Source organism: Bradyrhizobium arachidis, from assembly GCF_024758505.1.
Taxonomy (GTDB): Bacteria; Pseudomonadota; Alphaproteobacteria; order Rhizobiales; family Xanthobacteraceae; genus Bradyrhizobium; species Bradyrhizobium manausense_C.
The window spans coordinates 2,234,959-2,258,981 of sequence record NZ_CP077970.1 but is presented as its reverse complement, the minus strand read 5'-3'; the positions used below and the strand labels follow the sequence as shown (position 1 = coordinate 2,258,981).

General features: G+C 62.7%; 17 protein-coding genes and 1 pseudogene. 7 read left to right on the top strand and 11 right to left on the bottom strand.

Features of this window, described 5'->3' with window-relative positions; translation table 11 throughout:
- Positions 1-419 precede the first annotated feature (419 nt).
- On the top strand, positions 420-1,445 hold the full coding sequence (locus KUF59_RS09935) for a PIN domain-containing protein (RefSeq protein WP_258769398.1): 1,026 nt from the start codon (positions 420-422) through the stop codon (positions 1,443-1,445).
- 649 nt (positions 1,446-2,094) lie between these two features.
- Here KUF59_RS09935 and KUF59_RS09930 read toward each other — a convergent pair.
- From KUF59_RS09930 to KUF59_RS09905, 6 genes are read right to left on the bottom strand one after another with little or no spacing between them, the layout of a single operon-like run.
- Entirely contained in the window at positions 2,095-4,413 is a 2,319-nt protein-coding gene (locus KUF59_RS09930) for a LamG domain-containing protein (RefSeq protein ID WP_212461530.1), read from the bottom strand.
- 36 nt (positions 4,414-4,449) lie between these two features.
- The gene (locus KUF59_RS09925) at positions 4,450-6,099 is read right to left on the bottom strand and encodes a branched-chain amino acid ABC transporter permease (protein ID WP_212461531.1); all 1,650 of its coding nucleotides are present in this window, start codon (positions 6,097-6,099) and stop codon (positions 4,450-4,452) included.
- A gap of 4 nt (positions 6,100-6,103) precedes the next feature.
- A complete protein-coding gene (locus KUF59_RS09920) occupies positions 6,104-6,985 on the bottom strand; it encodes a branched-chain amino acid ABC transporter permease (protein WP_212461532.1) in 882 nt (293 codons plus the stop codon).
- On the bottom strand, positions 6,982-7,710 hold the full coding sequence (locus tag KUF59_RS09915) for an ABC transporter ATP-binding protein (RefSeq protein ID WP_212461533.1): 729 nt from the start codon (positions 7,708-7,710) through the stop codon (positions 6,982-6,984). The genes KUF59_RS09920 and KUF59_RS09915 overlap by 4 nt, the downstream gene beginning before the upstream one ends.
- Positions 7,710-8,447 (bottom strand): ABC transporter ATP-binding protein, encoded by a 738-nt coding sequence (locus KUF59_RS09910; protein WP_212461534.1) that lies wholly within the window; start codon positions 8,445-8,447, stop codon positions 7,710-7,712. The genes KUF59_RS09915 and KUF59_RS09910 overlap by 1 nt, the downstream gene beginning before the upstream one ends.
- Positions 8,448-8,460: 13 nt before the next feature.
- Positions 8,461-9,753: an ABC transporter substrate-binding protein gene (locus tag KUF59_RS09905; RefSeq protein ID WP_212461535.1), complete on the bottom strand. Its 1,293-nt coding sequence runs from the start codon at positions 9,751-9,753 to the stop codon at positions 8,461-8,463.
- 213 nt (positions 9,754-9,966) lie between these two features.
- Here KUF59_RS09905 and KUF59_RS09900 point away from each other — a divergent pair, with 213 nt between their 5' ends.
- Positions 9,967-10,926 (top strand): AraC family transcriptional regulator, encoded by a 960-nt coding sequence (locus KUF59_RS09900; protein WP_212461536.1) that lies wholly within the window; start codon positions 9,967-9,969, stop codon positions 10,924-10,926.
- 95 nt (positions 10,927-11,021) lie between these two features.
- On the opposite strand, the gene KUF59_RS09895 is transcribed toward KUF59_RS09900, so the two are convergent.
- The 3 genes from KUF59_RS09895 to KUF59_RS09885 all read right to left on the bottom strand — a co-directional run bounded on the left by KUF59_RS09895 (position 11,022) and on the right by KUF59_RS09885 (position 13,850).
- Entirely contained in the window at positions 11,022-12,014 is a 993-nt protein-coding gene (locus KUF59_RS09895) for an asparaginase (protein WP_212461537.1), read from the bottom strand.
- Entirely contained in the window at positions 12,011-12,799 is a 789-nt protein-coding gene (locus KUF59_RS09890) for an aspartate/glutamate racemase family protein (protein ID WP_249140693.1), read from the bottom strand. The genes KUF59_RS09895 and KUF59_RS09890 overlap by 4 nt, the downstream gene beginning before the upstream one ends.
- 235 nt (positions 12,800-13,034) lie before the next feature.
- Positions 13,035-13,850 (bottom strand): helix-turn-helix domain-containing protein, encoded by an 816-nt coding sequence (locus tag KUF59_RS09885; RefSeq protein WP_212461539.1) that lies wholly within the window; start codon positions 13,848-13,850, stop codon positions 13,035-13,037.
- Positions 13,851-13,989: 139 nt separating this feature from the next.
- Between KUF59_RS09885 and KUF59_RS09880 the strand changes: the two genes are divergently transcribed.
- Positions 13,990-15,375, top strand: coding sequence for an MFS transporter (locus KUF59_RS09880; RefSeq protein ID WP_212461540.1), 1,386 nt, complete (start codon positions 13,990-13,992; stop codon positions 15,373-15,375).
- Between the two features lie 102 nt (positions 15,376-15,477).
- Positions 15,478-16,968 carry a M81 family metallopeptidase gene (locus tag KUF59_RS09875; protein WP_258769397.1) on the top strand — a complete coding sequence of 497 codons (1,491 nt, stop codon included), beginning with the start codon at positions 15,478-15,480 and terminating at the stop codon, positions 16,966-16,968.
- Positions 16,969-18,250: 1,282 nt separating this feature from the next.
- Here the strand turns inward: KUF59_RS09875 and KUF59_RS09865 are convergent.
- A pseudogene (locus KUF59_RS09865) lies at positions 18,251-18,538 on the bottom strand (hypothetical protein); the annotation flags it as partial.
- Between the two features lie 206 nt (positions 18,539-18,744).
- On the bottom strand, positions 18,745-19,422 hold the full coding sequence (locus tag KUF59_RS09860; RefSeq protein ID WP_212461542.1) for a hypothetical protein: 678 nt from the start codon (positions 19,420-19,422) through the stop codon (positions 18,745-18,747).
- 566 nt (positions 19,423-19,988) lie between these two features.
- Between KUF59_RS09860 and KUF59_RS09855 the strand changes: the two genes are divergently transcribed.
- The 3 genes from KUF59_RS09855 to KUF59_RS09845 all read left to right on the top strand — a co-directional run bounded on the left by KUF59_RS09855 (position 19,989) and on the right by KUF59_RS09845 (position 24,001).
- Positions 19,989-21,413, top strand: a complete 1,425-nt coding sequence (locus tag KUF59_RS09855) for a hypothetical protein (protein ID WP_408918090.1) — start codon at positions 19,989-19,991, stop codon at positions 21,411-21,413.
- A gap of 134 nt (positions 21,414-21,547) precedes the next feature.
- A complete protein-coding gene (locus KUF59_RS09850) occupies positions 21,548-22,123 on the top strand; it encodes a hypothetical protein (RefSeq protein ID WP_258769394.1) in 576 nt (191 codons plus the stop codon).
- A gap of 141 nt (positions 22,124-22,264) precedes the next feature.
- Positions 22,265-24,001: a type I secretion system permease/ATPase gene (locus KUF59_RS09845; protein WP_212461593.1), complete on the top strand. Its 1,737-nt coding sequence runs from the start codon at positions 22,265-22,267 to the stop codon at positions 23,999-24,001.
- Positions 24,002-24,023 lie beyond the last annotated feature (22 nt).

Genomic DNA, 24,023 nt, shown 5'->3' with positions numbered 1-24,023 from the left:
GTCCTTTCTGGGTCACAAGCGACCTGACTGCACGAACGTCGATAGCATCAGCTTCGGGCCAGAAGCGGGCGTCCCGAGCTTTGCAATCGCCCGCATGTATGTTCTTCCTCACTGGTGCTAGTGGTTCTGGCAAGAACGCAATCCTGCCGGGATTGCGAGCAAGCCTGCCAGAGTAGATTGGCGGGGGAATACGGTGATAGTGCACTCAATGACCCTCGCCACTTTCGCGGATTCGCAGGCTCATGATTTAAGTGCACCGTTACCGTAATGCAGACGCCGAAGTCAGGTTTGTCGACGAGAAAGCCTGACGGCTGTGCCGCCTGGGAGCCGTTTTCCTTGAACTCCGCTATAGGCTTGGCGTAGACAACCCTTACGGGTGGTCTGCGTCGCAGGCCCTTTGCTGAAGTTGGGGGCAACTGATGCTCAAGATGCTGGTCGATACCTGCGTCTGGCTGGACATGGCTAAGACGCCATCTCAGTCGAAGAACCTGGAGATTCTTCTCCATCTGCGAGCCGACAAGCTGATCGATTTCATCGTCCCTAAGGTTGTCGTGGAGGAGTTCAATCGAAATCGAGACAGGGTGATTGCCGAACATGCAAAGGGCATCACCACGACCCTGAGCCGAGCCCGGGAGATCGTTGTCAATCAGGGCGGCAAGAAGCGATCCAAGACGCTCTGGCGGCTTTTCGATGAAACGAACAGTCCCATCAAGTCCCCAAAAGCGATAGCCGAGGCGGCAGCCGAGCAAATAGAGACCCTCATTCAAGCCGGCGACATTATCGAGGCCACAGACGCAATAAAGCTACGCGCTGCCGAACGCGCCATTCAAAAGAAGGCGCCGTTTCACCGCGACAAGAACAGCTTCAACGACGCGCTGATCTTCGAGATCTATTCCGACTACATCAGCCAAAATGATAAGCCTCGAGAACGATACGCATTTGTGACCCACAACACACGCGACTTCAGCGACCCATCTGGAAATCAAAGGTTTCCCCACCCAGACTTGACTGGTCACATCTCAAAGCGAAAGTCACGCTATTGCATCAACATCGGCGACGCGCTCAACAACATGCACTTGAAGCCGCTGGCTTGGCTCTTCGAGGCGGCCGACCAACCTATTCGAAGCGTAACCGACATCCACGAAGCTCTTGATGAGCTGACCGACAAGATCTGGTACGACCGTCACATGGTGTCGCGACACAAGATAGAGCGCGGCGTCGAAAAGATTGTGCCAAAGCTGCCTGACGTACCATGGCCTAAGCGGAAGAACCCCATCCAGCAGGACGTTTGGGAAAGGGCGTTGAAGGCAGCAGCCATGGTAGAAAAAAAGTACGGCAAAGAAAGTGTTGGTCCCTGGTCGAAGTTCGACTGGGGTATGATGAACGGGAAGCTGTCTGCGCTCAGATTGGTATTGGGTGACGAGTGGGATGTGCTCGACACTTAGAGGAAGGTCATGCTTTTTGAATTGGTCAAGAACCGCAGTCATCCCGCCACTTATCGCGTGATGGAAGCGTCGTCGTGAGTGCCCCGGTAATGTCCCGTTGACTTATGGTTCCGGGACTGCATCAGATCGGCAAGGCTGGCTTTGGCTCGATCTAACCTGCGAAGCGCTTCTGCCTGCCGCACGCAGAAGGTGGTTAGTGTGAGGTCACGCCGCGCGGCCTTCACCTCATGCAACGCATGATCGATTGCTTCATTTAACATTTTGACCCTGCCAGATGATGCTCGTCCGAGGCGCGGCAACCCTTGAGTTGGATCAAGCGTCACGCCCATGCCGGATGTCGAAGCGTTGCTGCCCACCAAACTTGGTGAGAATTGGAAAGCAGTGTGACGATAAATAGACCGCGCACACCGATGGTCCTGAGGCTGGGCTTGGCTCGATGAGAACGATCCCGAGGGGCGTCGCCTTCGAGGCCGATAGCGGCAACGCTGCTTACCCAACTGCCTCCAGTTAGACTTGGCGCAGCATTGGCCTGCTCCCGCGCGATCATGCGCCTCATGGAGCACGTCATGGCAAAACTACGACTACGCGGAAAGCTTCCCGTGCCGCATTTGCCGTCTGATGTGGAGTCGCGTCCAACGGCTTTCGCAGCTTACCGCCATTGTTTCTCATCAGCCGTCCAGGCCCAGCCCGGCAGCCGGCCTTCCCGGCTGAACGCGGATACGATGTTGGCCAGGAGTCGCGAAACGTTGTTGTCGAAGTTGTTGTAGGGCAGCGACTGACTGAAGGCGATTGATCCGGTCGAGAACACGGCGCCATTGTTGGGTGCGGTGAAGTACACCATGTCCGCGCGTACACGGTAGTCGTGCGAACCGGACAGGCCCGGATAGGGATACAGGATTTCCTCTACGACCGTCTGGTAGTTGTCGCTGTGGCCGCCCGACGAGGCGACGATCAACGTATGCGGGGGCGTACCAAGCGCGAGATCGTAACGATCGATCTCCAATCCACCAGCCGCGCCATGGGCGAGTCCGAAGTCGCCGATGATTTCACCTTCGATTCCCTCGAACATCCATGCCGCGCGGCGATGCCAGCTGTCGGGCATGCGCCGGAACGGCCGCGATGAATCAAATCCTTCCGAGATGAAGCCGACGCCGAGCACCTTCTGCGGCGGGCGTCCGAGATCCTTCCACAGCCCGCTCTTCTGCCCGGTGGTCGCGAGATAATATTCGCCGGGACGCGCCTGCCACGCCCGCATGCCGGAGTTGAGCTTGCGGACCTCCATGCACCAGGGATCGTCGCGATGATAGCCGACGTTCCAGTAGTAGCCGTTGCCGCCGAGATAGATGAAGCGACCGCCGCCGGCGATATAGTCCTCGGTCGCATTGAGGATCGCCTCGGAAATGTATTCCGGATGGGTGCCGCTGAGCACGACGCGGTAAGGCTTGAGCAGCGCCTCGCCCTCGCGGTGCAGGTCCTCCTCGGTCACGACGTCATAGGCATGGCCCATATGCTCGAGCCAGGCGATGATCGAGAGATCGGCCGGAAACTGCCAGGTCACGCCCATCGACGACATGCGCGCCTTCGGCCGCATGTTCAGGATCGGGCGGCGGTAGGTGCTGTAGCAGACCCCTGCCCCGTCGCCGTGATGATCGTAGAGCGATAGCCCGAACTCGGCGGTCTCGTAGAGCTCGATGTCGTGCTGCGAAACGATCGGCGACTGCCCGGCCAAGGGCTGCATGATCTCGGCATCGAAGCTCAGATGCTCGTTGGCGTAAGCGAGGTAGCTGCCGGTCGGTACCAGGAACAGGATCGGCGCCGTCGGCCGCTGTGGGCGGACGAAGAAAACGATGTACTCCTCGCGCAGACCCTTGCCGTCGCCGACCCGCAACCGATAGGCGTAGGCGCCGCTGCGCAAGGGCGGCACCTTCAACCGTTTCGTCAGCTCCCATTTGCAGTCGATGATTGCATCGTCGTGGAATTCGATGCCGCCATATTGCCGGGGTGCGAGGCGATAGCAGTCGTCCCAACCATTCCAGTTGAAACCGGTCTGGCCGCGCACCGGGCGGTTGTAGCCCTCGGCGTGCAGATCGTAGGGACCGGTGTCGACGACGCGGTCGCCGATACCCTTGTCGGTGTAACCGAGCGAGGTGTCCCAGAACGCGACCTGTCCGCTGGCCGGCGCAGCGCCGGTCTGCCTGAACTGGTCGAGTTCCTCGCGCGTCAGCACGCGGTCGAACACCGCGGGACGGTCGAGCTTGCCGTTCAGGCATTGCGTGACGAAGTGGCCGCGCAACGAATGGAAATCCTGCGCGCCGGCGAGGATGAACGGCACGTCGGGCGGATTGACTGGACGGAAGCGCAGCGTCTCGCGCACATGGGAGCGGAAGTCGACGTTGGCGACCTTGCTCAGCAGGCTGTTGTAGCGATTGGCGACGCCCTCCTGATAGAGCGTGGCGACGCCCGTCGTGGCGTCGAAGGTCGCGGCGACGAAATACCAACTGCTCTTCAAGAGCGGGACTTCGCCATCGAGATAGTCGACCTCGTGGCCGTCGCCATAGCCGAATTCGAGCAGCCCGTCGGGATTGAGCCAAAGGCCGTAGCCTCGGTTGCCGAAGGCATCCCAGCGTCCCATCAGGCATTGGCGTTTGCCATGACCGGGGCTGTTCGGATAGACGAAGGTTGCGAGCGTAAAGCTGCCGTCGAGCGCGAGGCGGCCGGCGGGATCGTCCACCGTCAGGAACGAACCGACCTGGGTGTACTGCTTGCGAACGGTCCAGCCGCCGTTCAGGTCGCATTCGACCTCCTGCTCGCGATAGCCGGGACCGGCGGGATGCGCATCGCCATGGATCAGGCGCACCAATTGCGCCTCGACGGTCGTGGCGCCGTCGGCATGCACATAGAATCCGATGTCGTCGCCGGGCTTGACCGAGATTTTATCGGCATACCCAAAGATTTTTTGCTCGGCCATGGTCGGTTACGGGTCTTTCGGAATGACGTTGACGATTCAGCTTTCGAGGAGATCCTGGACACGGCGCAGGAACAGCGCATGGTAGGCTTCATCGGGTGAGGCGTAGTTCCTGTCCTCGACCACGCGCGGCGCGGTGCCGCGATGGCCCGAGAGCGCGACGATGCGGTAGGCCCGAAACTCCTCAAGCACCATGATGGCGTATTTGTCGACCTGGCCCTGCCTGCGGAAATAGATCAGCAGCCGCTCCAGCGCCTCGCTGTGTTGTCCGAGCGGACGGGTGCGGTGCTCCTCGATCACGGTCTCCGTGACGAGTCGCTTGAGGAAATCGCGCTGCATCTTGTCGAAGCGGCGGAAATAGATCAGGTCCTTGTCTTCGGTCTCGGTGGCTTCTTCCGGTAACATCTCTCCGCCTTTCTCCGCGCGGGCCGCCCGCCGCTCGCTCTTCTTCTTGTCGCGCCAGGTGCGGAACTGACGCTTGATGCCGAACAGGCCCTCGCGCAGGAACAGCACCACGCCCAACATGATCGCCCCGATCAGCATGTAGCGGAGCGGGCCGAGATCGATCAGGACGCGGTCGATGAACACGACGATGGCAGTACCGGCCACCGCGCCTTCCGAGCGTCCGATGCCGCCGATCACGAGCATCGCGAGCGACAACAGCACGGTGTCGAAGGAAAACAGATTGGGTGACGCGCCGCCGAAATGGCAGGCATAGAACCCGCCGATCAAGCCGAGCGCGGTCGAGGAGATCAGGAACACCATGATGCGGGCGCGGACGAAGTCGACGCCGCAGGCCTGGGCAAAGGCCTCGCGCTTTTCCGGCGCCATGCGCAACACCCGGCCGAGCCGCTTGCCGTCGATGAAACGGTAGACGACCAGGGCGAAAGCCATCAGCGCCAGCGCCGCGTAATAGCTGAACAGCAGCCGCGGCATCTGGCCGAGGTTCGCCGGCAGATAGCTTGGCGCGCCATAGAGGCCGCCGGTCGCCGAGCCGAACTCGCGCGACTGCACGACATAGACGCGACAGAGTTCGACCACCCCGAGCGTCAGCAGCGCATAGTAGAAGCCGTCGAGTCGCATCGCCGGCAATCCGATGATCAGACCGAAGGCGAGCCCGATCAACGCGCCGATCAAAGGCAGCAGCCACCAGGGCAAGCCGAGCTGGATCGCCAGATAGGTGGTGCCGTACGCTGCGGCGCCGACCACGGCATAGCTCGCCAGCGAGAAGATGCCGGCTGTGCCGATGATCAGCATCCAGCACAGATTGATCGCGGCGTAGATGCCGAACACGGCCGCCGCGCTCATCACCGTATTCCAGCCGGCCGCGGGAACGACGGCGGGGGCGAGGATCATGGCGATGAACGCGAGCGTCCACCAGATTGGCCGCTTGTCGACGATGGTCTTTTCCCGGCGCATCGTCTTCGGATTGTATTCGCCGCGGATCTGCAGCACTCGCCGCCGGGTCGGCCAATAGCGCTTGCGCCACCACACGCGGCCGCCATGGCCGGGCCATTTGTAGTAGTAGCGCAGCCGTCCGACGGGGTGCATGGCCGGCTTGAAGGCGCGCGTCTCGTTCCAGGTGACCTGGTGGGGCAGATAGGGATTGGTCGCGGCCTCGCGCGCCGGATGTTCCGGATAGTGGCAGTCGGTCGGATCGATCCAGACCGGTTGGGCGACATCGGTCATCGCTTCAGGCCTCCCGTGCCTTGTCGAGCAGGCCGGCGATACCGCGCGGACGAACCAGCAGCACTAGGATGATGAGCAGGAACTGGGTGATCAGCACATACTGGCCGCCGAGCAACGTCGAGGTCAGCGCCTCGTTGAGGCCGATGATCACGGCGCCGATGACGGCGCCGGGCACGCTGCCCAATCCGCCGACCAGCGCGATGCTCAGTCCCTTGACCATCGGCGTGATGCCGCTGAACGGGGCGACGTAATAGGTCTGTGCCAGCAGCACCGAGGCAAGGCCGGCGAGCGAACCGGTCAACGCCATGACGTAGAAGCCGGTGCGACGGACGCCGATGCCGACGATGGAGGCGGCATGCGGGTTCATCATCATGGCACGGATCTCCAGCCCACGGCGGCTGGAACGCATCCAGAGCAGGATCAGGGTCAGCAGCACGATTGCCGAGGCCGAAGCGCCGAGCTTGTCGGAGGTGACGATCACGCCGAAGATGTCGGCATTCCAGTTGCCGAACAGCTTTGGCAGGGATTTGGCGCGCGGGCCGAAATACCAGAGCAGCGCCTGATTGCCGATCAGGCTGATCGCCAGCGTTGCGATCAGCGCGCGCAGCGGAAAGTTCGGCTTGTCGTGGATCGGGATGAAGGCGAGCAGACAGACGATCAGCCCGCCGAATGCGCCGGTGAGGATGCCGGCGGCCATCACCACCGCGGGCTGCGCGCTGATGTTGAGGCTGGCAAGCCAGGCGCCGTAACCGGAGAGCGCGAAGATGAAGCCGAAGGCCATGTTGACGAGGCCGAGGCTCGACCATGTCAAGGAAATGCCGATCGCGAGCGTGCCGTAAATGCAGGCGAGCGTGGTCGCATTGGAGAGAACAAAACTCCAGTTCAACGGTGGCCTCCCATCAGGCTCTTCGAGGCCGACGCTTCGCCCTTCAATTTCCCGGCATGCATGCCGATGATGCGGTCCACCCTGCCCTCGAGCAGCCCGAGATTCTGCTCCGCGATCACCATGGCCGAGCTGCCGAGCTCGACCGCCATCAGCGCGTCGACGACGGATTTGCCGATCTTCGGCGCAAGCCCCAGCGACGGCTCGTCGACGAGAAAGAGATCGGCATCCGCCATCAGCCCGCGGCCGATCGCGACCATGCGCCGCTCGCCGCCGGACAGCCGGCCGACCGGTGTCGCCATCAGCTTCGTGAGCGGCGGAAAGATGTGCAATATTTTCAGCTTGCGCGTGGCGCGCTCCTTCCAGGCGCGCCTGGTGTAGGCTCCGCTGTCGAGATGCTCCTCCACGGTCAGGCCGTGAAAGATCTCGTCACCCTGCGGGATCAGTGCCAGCCCGCGGCGGACGATCTGGTGGGTGTAACGGCCCGGCCCCTGGCTGCGGGTGCGGCCGACCTCAAAGCCGTTGAGCAGGATCGAGCCACGCTGCCAGCCGGTCAGCCCGGCGATCGCCTGGAACAGCGTCGACTTGCCATGGCCGTTGAGGCCGACGAGCCCGATCCGCTCGCCCGCGAACACGGTGAGATCGAGGTCGTGGATCACCCGCAACGGACCCCAGCCGGCGGACAGGCCGCGGACGTCGAGCACGGCGTTTTTCGCGACGCCGCTCATCAGTGGACGCCCCCGGCGCGCTCGAATTCGAAATAGGCGGCCTTGACGCGCGGATCGACCAGGATCTGGTCAAGAGGGCCTTCCGCGATCATTTCGCCGGCGTCGAGCACCATTACGCGGTCGGCAATGGTGTCGAGCAACTCCATGCGATGCTCGATCAGGACGATGGCGATGTTCAGCTCCTTGGCCAGCACCCGCATGATCTCGTCGAACTCGTCGATCTCCGAATTGATCAAGCCGGCGGCCGGCTCGTCCATCAGCAGGATCTTTGGACGGCGCATCAGGAGGCAGGTCATCAGCAGCTTGCGCCGGTTCAGTGTTTCGAGCTGGTCCGCCACGGTCAGTGCGGGAACGTGGAAGGCGACGAGACCGGCGCCCCATTCGGAATCGTCGGGTGTCAGATACGGCCGATAGGCTTGCCGCGCGGCCTTCAGGACCTGGCCGACCGTCATACCCTCAGGGACGACGGGGGTCTGATAGGTGCGGCCGATGCCGAGCCGCGCGCGCTGGTGCAGCGGCAGCGTGGTGATGTCCCGGCCCTCGTAACGCACCGAGCCCGATTTCGGCGGCATCCGCCCCGACAGCACCTCGAACAGGCTGGTCTTGCCGGCGCCGTTCGGGCCGATGACGCCGAGCACCTCGCCCGGCTCTACGGAGAGCGAGATGCCGTGCAGGATCGAGCGGCCGCCGAGATCGAGCGTGATGTCGCTGCAGGCAAAGAGTGGAACGGACGCCATCGTGTCGTGCCGCTCACCACCACGGCGCCTTGCGTAAGGCAGTCTCCTTGAGCACGTCGGGATAGATGATCCTGTGCTCGGCGTTCTGGACCTGGAAGAACAGCTGCGCCATGCCCTGCTCCAGCTCCTTGGCGCCGATCGCGTCGCCCGTGTCGGGATAATGCGCGCATTCCTGCAGCGGGTTGTTCATGCTCATGTAGCCGCAGACGCCGCGATACGGCGTCTTGCGCACGAAGTCGCAGACCTCCCTGAACTTGTTGGGATCTCCGACCGCTTCCCACGCGGCCTTCAGGTAATAGGTCACGTCGTAGCCGTTACCGGTGTAGCAAAGGCCCATGATGCCCGGGAAACGCTTCTTGTACTTGGCGCGGAATTCCTTGCCCTTGTCGTCGGCATAAACGCCGAGCACCGTGCTCCAGACAAAGCCTTCGGCAGCCGGTCCCGACAGCTCCAGAAATTCAGGCTGCGAGGGGCCGTATTGCAGATAGACCAGCGCACCCTTGAGCGGATCGGCACCGAACTGCTTGACGAAGGCGGCGTATTCGGCGGCGACCCAGTGATCGATCATCACCGCACCGGCGCCGACCTTCTTGATCTCCTGGATCACCGAGCCCCAGTCCTGCACCGGGTACTGGATATCGGTAATCCCGGCGAGCTTGAACTCGCTCTTCGGCAGCGCCGACTGCAGCGCTTTCGAGATAGTCTGGTTGTAGGCGATCTGCTCCTGGACGATGTGGACGCCGTTGTTGATCGGCTTCCAGACACCCTGGTCGCGCATCGCCTTCAGGAACACGGGGAATGTGTAGCCATAGTGCACTTCCGACGGATCGGTCTGGAAGATGTGGCCGTATTTCTCCGGGCTCTTGGCTAGTATGTCGGTGAAGTTGCGCTGGGTCAGGCCCCACAGAAACGGCGCCTTGTAGCGCGCCGAGACGTCCGCGACCGGCACCGGCGTGAAGACGAAGGCGCAGGACATCGCGTGCACCTTGGCATCGATCAGCTTGTTGATCGCGACCTGCCCGCTCTCCGGCGACAGCGGGTCGATGTCGACCACGACGGTTTTGAGCGGCCTGCCGAGCACGCCACCGGCGGCATTGATCTCCTCGATGGCGAGCGTTGTGCCGTTGAGATAGTCTTGGTGGTCGGCGACGCCGGCCTGGGCGGTCTGCGCCGTCGGCACGCCGATCAGGATCGGATCGCCGGCGGCCCGGGCGGCGCCGGAGATAAACGGGGCCGGCAGCGTTGCGGCCGCGGCGGCGGCAGGCACTGCTTTCAGGACTCGCCTGCGCGTGAATGTCGTGGTCATCTAGAACCCCCTCCTGCTGCGGCCACTACGGTTGCGATGCAGCGAGAGGTTAGGTCGGCAGCGGTACGCCCGTCTTTTCGGCGAGCGCACTGTGTTTTCTTCCAGAGCGCACCGGGGCCGGGACAGGCTTGGGTGGTGACGGCGGCACTGGTACGCTTCTTGAATGAAGGAATGGGATTGCGTTTCGTGAAGTGAACCATTGAGCTGGGCGCCATGACGCAGAGCAACTCATATTCAACGGCCGGAATCGACGGACAGGGCAGCATCGAGGCCTGGCGGCAAGCTATGGCCGAGGTGTACTACCGTCTGGATATCCAGTCCGCTCACACCGATCGCCTTCGCGGGGAGCTGATCGACTGGCAGTCGGACATCATGGGCGTCTCGAATTTTCGCGCCGATGCCCAGCGCGTGATCCGGCGCAAGGAGGCGGCGAAGGCCGACAAGACCGAGGATTTCGTCTTCCTGTTTCCGACCCGACACGCCATGCGCTTCCAGCAACGCGGCCGCGAAGGCTTGGTGCTGCCGGGCAGCGTGTTCCTGGTCAATGCCGCCGAGGCCTATGTGATCGACGTGCCCGACGCCTCGGAGAACATCACGATCAAGATCGACCGCGAGCGCCTGGCCGGCCGGGTCGCCGGCATCGACAATCTCTGCGCCACCGCCGATTTCACCAATCCATTGCTGGTGCCGGCGATCACCACGCTCGGCGAGCAGGTGCTGAAGATGCAGCCGTCAGAGCACAGCGCACGGATCGAGGACTGCATCATCGACATGCTCTGCCTGATGATCGAGTGCCGCGACCAGCGCGATAACAGCGCGCTGATCCGCGAGACACTGGGCACCTCGCTGTTCAACCGGATCAGCGCCTATATCCGCCGCAATCTCGCCGACCACGCGCTGACGCCGGAGCGCGCGGCGGCCGAGCACCGCATTTCGGTGCGCTACCTGCACAAGATCTTCCAGTATCAGGGCACGACGTTCGGACAGGTGCTGCAGGAGGAGCGGCTGCAGCAGGCGCATCTGATGATTCTCGCCAGCGGCCAGCGCGGCACGATCAATCTCGGCGAGGTCGCCTATCGCTCCGGATTTGCCAGCCAGTCGCATTTCTCGGTCAACTACAAGAAGCGCTTTGGCGTACCGCCGCGCAAGACGCGGCCTCCTGCAGGCGAATAGGACCCGGCGGCTTGCTGCCGGACATATGCGCTCATATCGCATCGTAAGGAAACGTCGAGCCTCGCGCTCGCCGGCGTCAGCCCAAACCCGAACAGCTACAACTCCCCGAAGACGCTCACGCGCATCCAGTCCCGACAGGCCGCGGCGGACAGCCCGGAGCCTAGCAGGATACCGAGTTTTGCCAGCGCGACCTCGCGCGTCATGCCGCCCCCGCTCACGACCCCGACCGTCTTCAGCCGGTGATCCGTCGCATAGTGGCCGAACGCCACCGCACCCTCGGGGCACTGGCTGATCGCCACCACGACCATATTTCGGGAGCGCGCCAATTCGAGCGCGGCGATGAAGCGCGCGTCAGCGACCGGAGCCGTTCCCGAACCGTAACATTCGAGCACACAACCCGGCACGCCGGCAGCCACGAGCGCCTCGAGCGCCGCCGGCTCGAAGCCAGGGTGAAGCGACAGCACGGCGACGCGAGCCGGCGCGACCAGCTTGCGATAGCTCCAGGGCGGGAAAGCGGGCGCGGACAGATCGATGGTCGGCCGCTGGGTCCGCGTGAATGCATCGGCCGCCTGCGTCCGCCACTTGCTGCAGTGGACAGCCGGGATCTGCTGGCCTGCAAAGTAGACATAGGTGCCCGCCGCCGGGTCGCTCGTCAGCAGGTCCAACGCGCCCGAGACATTGTCCCAACCGTCGCTGCCAGCGTGCCCGATCGGGTGCATCGCGCCCGTCAGCACGACCGGCACGGGCAAACCGAACAGAAGGAAAGCAAGGCCGGCCGCCGTATAGGCCATCGTATCGGTACCATGGAGAATCAAGACGCCGCTGCAATCGGCATCCTCGACGAGCGATACCACCGCGGTCGCAACCCGCACCCAGAAATCAGGCCCCGCATTGGCGCTATCGATCAGCGGCGCGAGCTCGACGAAAGGTCCGACATCATGCCGCCCCCGCGCGCGCAACGCCTCGCGCAGGTGGGTCTCGAGGCCGCACGCCGGCGCCAGTCCGGCGTCGCCGGGGTGCATTCCGATCGTGCCCCCGGTGATCACGACGCCGAGCTTGCCAATCCTAAGCTTGCCACTCGGCTTCATGGGCCGTCCGACGTCGCCGCAGGTACGGTGCAATCCACCAGCGCCTCCGCGACGAGCTGGGTCACGTCGACCAGGTGCTTGGTGGTCTCGACGTCTGCGATCAGCGGCAGTTCGGTACAGGCGAGCAGCACGGTTTCCGACCGGACCCGCGCGAGCAGGCGCGCAAACCGGTCGCGCAAATCAGGATGTTCGGCGCCGTACTGCTTGACGTCGTAGATCAGCTGGTGGAGCGCCATGCGCCCGTCCTCATCCAGCGGCTCGAAATCAACCACGCTGCGCAAGGACCGATAGGGCGACCACGCTCCGAGCTCGGCGACCGTGCGCGCGCCCAGCAAGCACACCTGCGTCTCGCCGCGTTGCCGGAGGTAGGCGCCGAGCACGTCCACGAACGAAATCAGGCGCGCGGTCAGGCCGAGCTCGTTCAGGCGCGGCGCGAACACGTTCAGCGTATTGCAGGCGATGGCATAGGCGGCGACCCGTCCATCGAGCGCCTCGGCATCCGCCCGCAACGCGGTCCACACCTCCGCTTCGGTGCGATCGAGCTCCATGGACAGGCCGAGCGCCGGATCGGAGATGATATCGACCGCCGGCGCATCGGTGTCGTGACGAAATTGCGAACCCATCCGGCGGCGATTCTCGCGGAGCACCTTGGTCCATAGATCGACCCCGGCTTCGGGCCCAGAACCGGTGATGATCCCAATGCGGGGTCTGGCGACATAGCCCGCGAGAGCGATGTTCGAGTCCTCGAGATGAGGATCCGGATTCTGCGAGCTGAATGAATTCATGACGACCGGCACCGTTAAGGACGCGGCTGGTTTTGCCGCGCGCTCAAACGCCGTGCAATTTCGCAAGTCGTTCCGCAGTGGCGCGAGTTGCCCAGGGTACCTGATGCAAGCTGTCGCTCGGAACGGAGGAGCCTCTAAAGCGCGATGGCTTTAGGTTGATTCATCATCGCGCTTTAGCTCTTTGTTTGAGCATGATCTTTTCGGAAAACCGCTGCGCACTTTTCCGGATCATGCTCTAGGGCACGAAGAACAGACCCTGGTCGAACCGGGTTTGCTGCAGACGTTGCCTGATATCCGCATTGATCCGGTCATCATCGGGTGCGAACAGACCAAGTTGGCGGTAGCATCTGATGCGGGGGACCTGCGCTCCCAAATACTCCCACACCACGCGGGTACAACATGGCGCGCGCTGATCGGCCGCGCTGACGCCGAGCTTCAACCCGTTCAAGCGGACAATCCGGTTCTTGAAGCTCGGAATCAGGACCGTCTGGGTGATTTCGTTTGATGTCAGCGATTCGTAGTCGAGCACGAAGATGCGCTCCTGCAGGTAGAACGCCGTGCCCAGATAGCGGCACTGCACGTGCCGGGTTGGCGCGCTGGGATCCTGCAATCTTTCGATCCGCTCGCAGACGACGGATCCGCCCTCTTCGTGCAGATGCACCAGCGAGCGCAAGATGCGCCCGGGCGAAGACATGGAATGGTAGTATTCGAAGTAGTACCCCACATACTTCTTCAATGCGTCCGACGAGCGCCGTCGCAACTCCTCCATATGCTTGAGCGGCGGCGCAGCCAGGGCGGCCTGGCTCGCAGGGCCGGGACGCACGCCGATGATCCGGGCGAACTCGTCATGGGGCCGCGCGATTTCGCTCTCGTCGATCCCGAAGAAATCGCAGATGCGTTTGAGATTATGAGCGGTCGGCGCGGTCTGGCCGCTGAGATATTTGTTGAACTGCGCGCGGTTGATCTTGAGCCGGCGACAGACCTCGGCAATGGATCGGTAGTGGTTGCAGAGCAACTTCAGATTGCCAGGAAAGTTCGCATTGGTGTGCATCTGATGCCCCGACCCCGTCTCTTGCCAATTGGCGCATTGGTCGCGTCAGGTTGCACCATTCGTCAACCACTTGCAAAATTGCGCGCGCCGAAACCCCTGCTCAGTATCTGATACTTCCGATCAAGGATCAGGGCGCGCCATGACCAAGCAATCTCTTTCAAGTGCTTTCCACGCCACGCATCCCTCGCAAGCCACGCATCCCTCGAACGACGCATTGTACAAGAAGGTGGGGTGGCGACTTCTTCCCCTGCTGCTCGTGTCCTACATGGTCGCCTACATCGATCGTGTCAACATAGGCTATGCCAAGCTCCAGATGACCGAGCTTCCGGCGTTCGACGACGCCGTGTACGGTTTCGGAGCCGGGCTCTTCTTCGTCGGGTACGTCATGTTCGAGGTGCCCAGCAATATGCTGATGCAGAGGATCGGCGCCCGCAAGACTCTGTTGCGCATCATGTTCATATGGGGCCTCGTCGCGGCCGGCATGATGTTCGTGCAGACTCCCATGCAGTTCTACGTCATGCGTTTCCTGCTCGGCGTTTTCGAAGCGGGCTTTCTGCCCGGTGTCGTTCTCTATCTGACCTACTGGTATCCCGAGCCCCGCCGCGGACAGGTGCTGGCGATCCTCATGGCCGCCGTGGTCGGCGCCGGCGTCTTCGCGGGACCGACGTCCGGCGCCATCATGAAATATTTGAACGGCGTCGGCGGCCTGTCAGGCTGGCAATGGCTGTTCCTGACGCAGGGCCTGCCCGCCAGCCTGCTGGGCATCACCGCCTATCTCTGGCTGCAGGATCGCCCGGAGGATGCCCATTGGCTGACGAGCGAGGAGAAGCAGCGGCTCAAGGCGGACATCGAATATCACCGGCCGACCACGACGGCTTCGAGCGGTGCGCTCAAGATGCTATTCCGCGACTGGCGCGTCTATGCGCTCGCGCTGTCGGATTTTCTCCTCATTGCGGGAAACTATGCGCTGGTGTTCTGGATCCCCAGCCTGATCAAGGCCTGGGGCGTCGAGGACCTGCTTCTGGTGGGAGTTTGCGCGGCAATTCCGCAAGCCGTCGGCATTACCGCGATGATCCTCGTGGGCCGGCATTCCGATCGGACACGCGAACGCCGCTGGCACTACGCCGCAAGCACCTTTGTCGCAGCGGCGGGGCTCGGAATCTGCATCCTCACGCAGGGCAATTTCGTGGGCTCCCTCGCCGGCCTCTGCGTGACCATGCTCGGTCTCGCGTCCGCGTTGCCCCTGTTCCTGACCGTCGTCACCGAATACCTGGCCAAGCCTGTCGCCGCCACGGGGATCGCCTTCATCAACAGCCTCGCACTATTGGGAGGCGTCGTGAGCCCGATCATGATGGCGCAGATCAACAGCCGCACCGGCGACGTCGCAATGTCGATGTACTTCGTCGCGGGGCTCTTCGCCCTGGCGGGGTTCGTGATGCTGGTCGCGCTGCGTCCCGCGCCCGCGGATGCGACCCAGTTTCAGGCCAAGATTCAGGCCAAGGCCGAAGCAGGCGCGGAGGCATAGTCCGAAGCGTCGAAGCACATCCACGGGAGTTGGCAGCAGACGGCTTCCAACTCCCCGATCGATCAGCATTCTCGGCCTCTCCTAAAGTCGTCGGTGATGACCATGCGAATATTCACTGCCCTGTTCGGGACGGAAACAAACACTTTCTCGCCGCTTCCGACCTCGATCGACCAGTTCATGCCCAACGAGCTGCCGGCAAGCGACGGCAAGCCTTTCGAGTACCATCTGTTCGGCATGGTGCTTCGCGCGCTTCGGGAGCGCGCGCTGGTCGAGCCCCTGGACATCGTGCAGGGGCGAGGCGGCTTCGCCGAGCCCAACGGCATGACGACCAGGACTGCCTATGAGACGCTGCGGGACCGCCTGCTGGAGGATCTGCGCGCCGCGATGCCGGTGGATGTCGTCGCACTCGCCATGCACGGAGCGATGATCGCCGACGGCTACGAAGATGCCGAAGGCGACCTCATCGCCGAAGTCCGCCGCATCGTGGGACCCGACGTGATCATCGGCGTCGAACTCGACCTGCATGGCTTCCTGTCGCGCAAGAAGTACGAGAACGCCGATATCCTGATCTTCTTCAAGGACTATCCTCACCTCGATATCCTCGATCGTGCCCGGGAACTGGTCGATCTCTGCCTCCGCGCGGCGCGCAGAGAGATCAAGCCGGTCATGTCCATCCTCCCCTGCAACATGATCGCGCAGTTCATGACGCTCCGCGAGCCGATGCGCTCGTTCGTTGCTCGCATGAAGGAGCTCGAAGGCATGGACGGCGTCCTGTCGATTTCATTCGTCCACGGCTTCGCCTGGGGCGACTGCTCCGAGCTCGGATCGAAGATGCTGGTCATCACGGACGGACGAAAGAGCCAGGGCGACGCACTGGCCGCGCAGCTCCGCGATGAACTCTTCGCCATTCGCGATCGGTGCTTCTCGGAGTATCTGGACATTGAGACCGCACTGAACGAGGCAACACGGAGCTCAACGCATCCGATCGTGCTCGCCGATGTCGCTGATAACACCGGCGGCGGGGCGGCCGGCGATTCGACATTCGTCCTCGAGGCGATGCTGAGACGTGGCATCGCGGAGGCCTGTATCGGACCCTTCTACGATCCCGGAGCTCTCGCGATCTGCTATTCGGCAGGCGTCGGCGCCAGGCTCCCGCTGCGTATCGGCGGAAAGCATTCGCCGGCATCGGGCCAGCCGCTGGACGTCGAGGCCCGTGTGCTCAACTGTGCGCCGGCGCCGGACATGCTGAACTGCTTCGGTTCTGGCTTGGGCACGCCGATGGGCCGCGGGGTCCGGATCGACGTCGCCGGAATCGAGATCGTGCTGGTTGAAAGGCGCATCCAGGCGCTCGGCGACCTCTTCACTCCGATGGGGCTCGACTGGAGGTCTCGAAAAATCGTCGTGGTGAAATCGGCGAACCACTTCTATGCGGCCTATGCGCCCTCCGCCGCCAAGGTGCTGTTCGTCGATTCACCCGGCGGAGCCAGCATGAACTGGAAAGAACTGAGATATCGACATCGCCCGCGCAACCTCTGGCCTATGGACAACGAAGGCGCCCCCTCAGCAACGGATAACGTCAGGTTGCGGCCGTAGCGTCCGAGTTTTGCCGTCCTTGCAAAGTGCGAAACAAACGAGGGTTGCCGCGCCGGAGCTCAAAGGGCGAAGGCAGACCGAGCGAGGCAACCCACAGGGTTATCCCCTTGAACTCATCGCGATCGCCTGCCTCGGCGCGGCGTCGTCCCAACAGGTGTGGCTTTCGAGCGTCTACCGGCTCTTCGTTCCTCCGCTTTGGATACCCGGATGCGGAGGTTTCGAAGCTCTGCCAGTTGAGAGGTGAGAGACCAGACACGTTGGCGCAGAACCACCATGCGGTCGCAGACCTGACCACGACTACTCATTACGCGTCCCTCAAACTAGGACTAAAAAAACAGGATAAAAAAGGGCGTCGCCTGCCGGTATAGCCCAGGTTCATGTCCAAGATGTGAAATGACTCACACGCACGGTAGAAGCGATATCCCCGTCCAGTACATAATGGAGGTGGCAGCCTCAATCCGGTTCCGGATCCTCCTTTTGGTCGAGAAGCCGCAGACGCCTTTCTAGTTCGTTCTTTTTGGCAAGGAGCCTCGCGGCGAGAATGCTATCGACGAGAGTGTGAAGGGCCCACAATTCATCAATTGACATCTGCTCAAACTGCTCACGATGCATGATCCCCCCGAACCATGATGGGCCTTGCCTCGCCCGCCGCGCGCGCACCAAATGAGTGGCTGGCCCGACGCGACATCGTGTCCGGACGGCGCGCGTCGGGCCTGACCATTCCCCTTTGGCCCGTGAGGTCTGGCCGAAACTATGTCTGATACTGATTCGCGGCGGAAAACCACAAACCGCCGCTAGAGTGCAAGGCCCAATGCCAACCAGGTCGCCAGAGACAAGCAGATCCCAATTCCCAGATACGGCAATGCAATGCGCATCGGTCCCTCCCTCGGCTCCGAGACGCTATGAAAACGCCGCCAGATTCGCATATTCGCGGACGACTGCCTATTTCAATTTCATGTAGATGGCGTACAGGCTCTGCGACCGCGATCCTGGCGGATCGCTGGCTCGACGATATGCGGCTGTCCGACATCGAGCCCCGGTTCGTTTGCTTTGCCTGCAGCAAGCGCGGGGCTGACGTCCGGCCGGATTTCCACAGGAATAGCTCGCCAGCTCCCGCGATGGGTTATCGGAACATGAGATGAAAAAACCGGAGCCGGGTGGCTTATTTGTCGTCGTGCTTCCGGTGCTTCTTGTCATCTCCGTCCTGGCCGCCAGGGCCCGAGGAGGACTCGTTAGCGCGGCCGCCTCCAGATCCGGAGCTTTCATCTCCGGAATGCGCGACTTTCGACCCCTTTCGACCCGGCTCCCCGCCGCCGCCACCGGAGCCACCTCCACCGCCGCCTGACGAATGCTCCTTGGTCGAGCCGTCTCGGCCGTTGTCGAAGACCGAACCATCACGCCCGCTGCCGCCGCCATACCCTCTTGCGTCTCGTCCGCCAGAATGTGCGATGGCTGCCGATGTCAATGACGTCGACAAGAGCAAAGTCACCGCGGGAGGCGTCACGGCCGCGAACTTGCCGCATGTCTTCAAGAACTCGCGGCGGTCGTCATCCTCACGGGAAACGGGCATGGGACAGCTCCTGGTTACTGAATTAACTTACTCCATTTAAAATTTAAATTCATTTAATTTGTTAATGTTCAATCACAAAATGTGACAAAACACCGCGGTAACCTGCCGGCGCACCCTGCTCGGCCGTCGCGGACGAGCCCGACCCAAGATCGGGCCCTGACTCCTGTTCGGAAAGCTTGAGCTAAATCAAAGGTCGTCCCAGCCGTTCAGGTCGCCGCCGAGCCGATCCGAGACGTGCGGTTCAGGCCGAATGGCCGCTTTGCCCCACCTCCCCGCGAGGTCGCGTTTTGGCCAGCAGCAGCCCCTGGCAAGCGAAAGATGGCCTCCCGAATGGTTCGACTCCCGCTCAAGACGGAGAAAAGCCCCAAAGCCATCAGCAGCATGCCAAGCCAGGTCCAGCCCCACCCGTCATCGCCCGCCTCGGCGGTGGCAAGGGCGAGCGGCGCGTCACTGGCGGCCGGCGCGGCCGCCAGGAGCGCCTCGACGTCGACCTGGCGGTCGACTTGGCGCGGCGTGATCTCGTCAGCCGTGAGCCGGTCGTTCGCGCGTTTGGAAAGGGGGGCCGGCGACACACGGGTCGCGGTCCCGGTCGCAAGGACGGGACCGGCATCAACCACCTGCACGGGCGCGGACGGGCTCGGCCGAGACGTATCCTCAGGTGCGGAGCGCTGCAGCTCCGCGCGCGCATCCACCACCGCCTTCCGCTTGCGCGCTGCGGACTTGTTCTCTTCGGCCCTGGCGACACGATGTCTGGCGGCGCGATGCCGAACCAGCTTCTTCGCCGTCTCTGTCCCTTCGGCGACCTGGAACCAGCATCTGCGCCGGCCTTCCACCCGATAGACCCAGCGCTGGCCGTCGGCGGTCGACCTGCCGGGCCGCGACAAGCACTCCACTTCCGCTGAAGCGGGCGCGGGCGCGGGCGCAGCGGCTGGCGCGGGTTCGGTATTGAAGAATGCGGAAAATGGGTTCGCAGACGCAGACGACGTCGAGAGACCTGCAAGAAGTCCAAAAGCGGCGAAACAAAATCGCAAATGACCGGACATGAAAACCCCCGGTGTTGCGCCCCTGGCCGGACACGAGCTTTGGCCGCGACCTAGGTCGCAATACGACTTAAATCGGGCAACGCGGTGGATTCATTTCGGCTACAGGCGAGATACAGGCACGAATGCCGCGCCAGTTCTGCAGTCGTGCGGTCGACGCAGAAGGAGGGGCGCCCATCTGGCGGGCCGCGCGCGAATGCACGCGCCGTTCGCAGGTTTTGGCGCCACAGACGTCCTGTGCGCGCAGAGGGGATTGATGCAAAGGCTGTAACCGCACTCAAACGGACGTAGCCGATGTTACGTGTGCCAGACGAAGCGCTATATCCGAACTGACGACTGGGCATTCGACCTTCCCAGGACGACATTCTGTCCGGAGTGCAGAACCTGTCCGACCGCGCGGAGCGAATGCGATGAGGGAGGCTACGATGGATTTTTCGCGGATGTCGGATGGAATCCGGCTACATCACGCCTCTCATCACCACGATGGGTACGATGGCGAACCAGGCCCTGGGCCGAGTGCTCCAATCGTGGCTGACGCGATCGGCGGTGGCGCCCTGGTCTATGGTCCCGGCCCGGCTGGAGCGTACTTCGCGAACGCGAATGCCCAGCATAAAGACTCCGACCCGGTTCAATCCAAACATCCCACATCGGGGGCCGACATGGGCGGCCACGCCGGCAACCACGCTGCGGCGGGCCTGGATGTTTCGTCCACGAAGCCTGCTGTCGGCGCACCCTATTCCGGGATGGGCATTGCTTCGGTCGAGAGTGGGGCGAACACGGCCGGCAACGGCGGGGATGGCCACTTTTACGGAGGTATCATTCACGCGTCCCTGTTGATCTACGAACCGATCAACATCTCGGTGAGCATGGGGTACGGCTCGGTCGCCCTGGCCAACCAGTCCAACGATTTGAATGTCGATCAATCCGCTTTTCAGATGGCCGGCGTCGGCGGCCATGGCGGCAATGACAACATTGCGGCGGGTGGGAGCGTCAATACGTTTTCAGGCTCCGGCGTGATCGCGAGCGGCGACAACAGCGCCGGCAACGGCGGCAGCGGCTATTTCTCGGGTGCGATCGTGGACGCTCCCGTGGTGATCTATCATCCGATCAATATTGCGATAGCGGGCTCGGGCGGCACTGCGCATGCAAGTCAATCGAACACGGTCGACATCGATCAATCGGCCACTCAGATCGCGGGCGTTGGCGGAAGCGGCGGACATGGCAATGTGGCCGCCGGCGGCAGCGTCATCACGCTCGACCCCGGTTGGGGATCAAGCAACGGAGGGGGCATCTTTGACGTTCAAACGGGCGGAAACCAGGCCGGCAATGGCGGTTACGGCGTGTTCTACGGGGAACTCGTCCATACCTCGTTTGTCGTGTACAGCCCGATCAACATCGCAATCGCGGGCTATGGCTCCAGCGCTTACGCGGTCCAGATAAATGATGTCTCCGTGGATCAATCTGCGGTTCAGATCGCTGGCGTTGGCGGCCACGGCGGCAACGACAACGCCGCAGCGGGCGGCCATGCGAGCCTTCTCTCCCATAATCTGTGGGGCGGCTCCGATACGATCGCGACCGGTTCGAACAGCGCAGGCAATGGCGGCAACGGTTATTTTGCGGGCAGTCTGATCGACGTCAGCGTCGCGGTCTATGCACCTATCAACATAGCGATCGCAGGTCCACATTCGACGGCCGTGGCCGATCAGGTCAACAACGTGCACATCGACCAGAGTGCGGTCCAGATCGCCGGAGTTGGCGGGGACGGCGGCCACGGCAATCTCGCGCTGGGTGGCGATGCCGCGCATCTCTTGTCGGATCTTCACCTGGTGGCATAGCGAAACGTCCCATCGCTCGCATGGCCGATCGCATCGCGGCACGCGCCGTCGCCACTCTTCGCATGCAAAGCCCGCGCAGCGGCGCCTTCCCCTGAGGAAATGTCGTACTTTCGTACGTCAGCCCACCAAACCCGATGGTGCCCGATTTGACATCTATCGCGCTCGCGCACGGGCGGATCAGACTTGCCGTGCGCGTCCGCCTGATCGGGATGGATGTTGCACGACAGCCAACAAAACGACGGAGGCCTCAAATGATGCCCAAGGCAATCAACATCTCGGATACGATCAAAGTCAAATCAATCGACACCGGTGGTCAAAGTGCCGGAAATGGCGGCGATGGTACTTTCAAGGGAGCCATCATCAGCAAGCCGACTGTCAACTACGATCCGACCAACAAGGCGGAAGGCGCCGACGTGCACGTGAGCACCGGCGATCACGTCAAACAGACGGCGGATTGGGATGCCGGCGGCGCAAACGCCAAGGCCTCGGTGTTCTCCAAGGCCGAAGGCGGAGACGCCGAGTCGAACGGAAGCCAGAAATCCTACAGCGGCTATGATACCTCCAAGGTCTACGCCAATACGGATGCCACCCAGATCAACAAGGTCGAGGTGGACCAGCACCAGGAAGTCGTGGCCGGCATCGGCGGCGATGGCGGGGACGGCAACTTCGCATGGGGTGGCGGAGTGACCTTCCATCTCGATACGCTCTGACCAGCCGCTCGTCCGACTGGAAGGACCGGTGGCTTCCGCCACCGGTCCTGAAGTTCGAGCCAATACCCCGCCGATACCGTTGGCAGACGAGTTTGGCCATCGGTCAGGTGCACCGGACCTCGATTTCAGGCGGTGACGATCATGCTGATGCCGCCCCTTCGGTTGCCCATCCTGCCGCAGATCCGGACGCCACTGCACGCAGCACTCCGGTCCTGCGTGGGACCGCTAGGTCTCGTATTCGCATATAGCTGCAGCTACAACCTGCTTCTGTTTGCGCCCTCCATCTATCTTCTTCAGATCTACGACCGGGTGTTGTCGAGCCGGAGCGGCGACACGTTGCTCCTGCTCACGCTCATTGTCGCGATCACAGTGGTCGTCGGCGGTGTGTTCGATGCATTGCGGCGCGCCGTCCTTGGACGCCTCGGCGCCTGGCTCGACGATCGCCTTCGTCCTTGCGTGCTTTCGGCCGGCCTGGAATCGGCGTTTCGCGGCGATTGGACGCAAGCGTCGGGCGCATATCGGGATCTCACCGTGCTGCGCCAGTTCGTCGAGTCCGGCGCATGTACGATGCTGTTCGACGCGCTCTGGGCGCCCTTGTTCCTCCTTGTCCTCGTTCTGATCCATCCGCTGCTTGGCGTGGTGGGCGCCTGCTGCGTCGCTCTCCTGTTCGCACTCACGGTCGCCGGAGAGCTGGTCACGGAAGACGTTCTGCTCAGATCCAGCGCCGCGCTGTCCAGAAGCTGCGGTCGCCTCCAGACTGCCGCGGGCAACATCCACATGATCCGCGCCATGGGAATGTTCGATAGCGCTGCGCGCATGATCCACCGTGACGCGCAGCAAGCGCGCAGCGAGCACGATGTGGCACTGCGGCGAGGCGAGATCGTCTCCCTGGCCGCCAAACCGGTCCGCGCGCTGTCGCAGGTCTTGATCATGGGGGCTGCCGCGTGGCTCGTCCTCGATCACGGGAAGAGTCCGGCAATCATCTTTGCTGCCACGCTGATGTTCAGCCGGGCGCTCGCGCCGGTCGAAAGTGCGATCGCAGGCTGGAAATCACTCGTGACGGCCATGAGCGCCTGTCAGAGGCTCGGCGCAATTCTCGCCGCATTCCCCGTCGCCCGGCAAGAGAGCGCGGGAGTTTTCCCGCCGCAGGCGCCAAGCGGCCTCGTCGTCGACAATGTCAGCGTGAGGCTTGCGGGGACCGACCATCTTCTGCTGAACGGCGTCTCGTTCAGCCTCATGCCCGGAGAATGCCTTGGCATTATCGGTCCGTCCGGGTCGGGCAAGTCCTTGCTCGGCCAGGTGATCGCCGGGCTGTCGATGCCGACATATGGCCGCGTCTTCCTCGACAATACCGACGTCTCGCTGCTTCGCGAGGGCCGAAACGGCGACCGCCTCGGATATCTCCCCCAGGACATCAACCTGCTCGGCGACACCATCAACGACATCATTGCACGCCTTGAAGATGCCGACCGGCGGAAGGTCGTCGAAGCGGCCAAGCTCGTCGGAATCCATGGGGCGATCATGCGCCTGCCGCTGGGTTACGACACGGTGGTTCAAAGTGAAACGACCTTCTCGCGCGGCTATAGGCAGCGCCTCGGTCTTGCCCGCGCCTTTTTCGGTACTCCACGCCTCGTCGTTCTCGACGAACCTAACGCCAGCCTCGACTACGGCGGCGAGCGAATGCTGCTGGATGCCATCGAGCGCATGAAGCTCGCAGGCGTCATCCTGGTCGTGGTCACGCACAGAATGGGTCTCCTCGCCGCCACGGACAAGATTGCCATCATGGAAGACGGTGCGGTCGCCGCGTTCGGCGACAGCGAGGACATCTTTGAACGGCACCTGAGCCGACCCCAGGTTACTTCGCAGATAGCGCCATGATCTGGAACTCTCTCACCATCCG

What these genes read in the sequence shown, in the direction of transcription:
- KUF59_RS09935 (WP_258769398.1), top strand. Translation starts at nt 420, where the DNA reads ATGCTCAAGATGCTGGTCGATACCTGCGTCTGGCTGGACATGGCTAAG.
- KUF59_RS09930 (WP_212461530.1), bottom strand. Translation starts at nt 4,413, where the DNA reads ATGGCCGAGCAAAAAATCTTTGGGTATGCCGATAAAATCTCGGTCAAG.
- KUF59_RS09925 (WP_212461531.1), bottom strand. Translation starts at nt 6,099, where the DNA reads ATGACCGATGTCGCCCAACCGGTCTGGATCGATCCGACCGACTGCCAC.
- KUF59_RS09915 (WP_212461533.1), bottom strand. Translation starts at nt 7,710, where the DNA reads ATGAGCGGCGTCGCGAAAAACGCCGTGCTCGACGTCCGCGGCCTGTCC.
- KUF59_RS09910 (WP_212461534.1), bottom strand. Translation starts at nt 8,447, where the DNA reads ATGGCGTCCGTTCCACTCTTTGCCTGCAGCGACATCACGCTCGATCTC.
- KUF59_RS09905 (WP_212461535.1), bottom strand. Translation starts at nt 9,753, where the DNA reads ATGACCACGACATTCACGCGCAGGCGAGTCCTGAAAGCAGTGCCTGCC.
- KUF59_RS09900 (WP_212461536.1), top strand. Translation starts at nt 9,967, where the DNA reads ATGACGCAGAGCAACTCATATTCAACGGCCGGAATCGACGGACAGGGC.
- KUF59_RS09895 (WP_212461537.1), bottom strand. Translation starts at nt 12,014, where the DNA reads ATGAAGCCGAGTGGCAAGCTTAGGATTGGCAAGCTCGGCGTCGTGATC.
- KUF59_RS09890 (WP_249140693.1), bottom strand. Translation starts at nt 12,799, where the DNA reads ATGAATTCATTCAGCTCGCAGAATCCGGATCCTCATCTCGAGGACTCG.
- KUF59_RS09885 (WP_212461539.1), bottom strand. Translation starts at nt 13,850, where the DNA reads ATGCACACCAATGCGAACTTTCCTGGCAATCTGAAGTTGCTCTGCAAC.
- KUF59_RS09880 (WP_212461540.1), top strand. Translation starts at nt 13,990, where the DNA reads ATGACCAAGCAATCTCTTTCAAGTGCTTTCCACGCCACGCATCCCTCG.
- KUF59_RS09875 (WP_258769397.1), top strand. Translation starts at nt 15,478, where the DNA reads ATGCGAATATTCACTGCCCTGTTCGGGACGGAAACAAACACTTTCTCG.
- KUF59_RS09855 (WP_408918090.1), top strand. Translation starts at nt 19,989, where the DNA reads ATGAGGGAGGCTACGATGGATTTTTCGCGGATGTCGGATGGAATCCGG.
- KUF59_RS09850 (WP_258769394.1), top strand. Translation starts at nt 21,548, where the DNA reads ATGGTGCCCGATTTGACATCTATCGCGCTCGCGCACGGGCGGATCAGA.
- KUF59_RS09845 (WP_212461593.1), top strand. Translation starts at nt 22,265, where the DNA reads ATGCTGATGCCGCCCCTTCGGTTGCCCATCCTGCCGCAGATCCGGACG.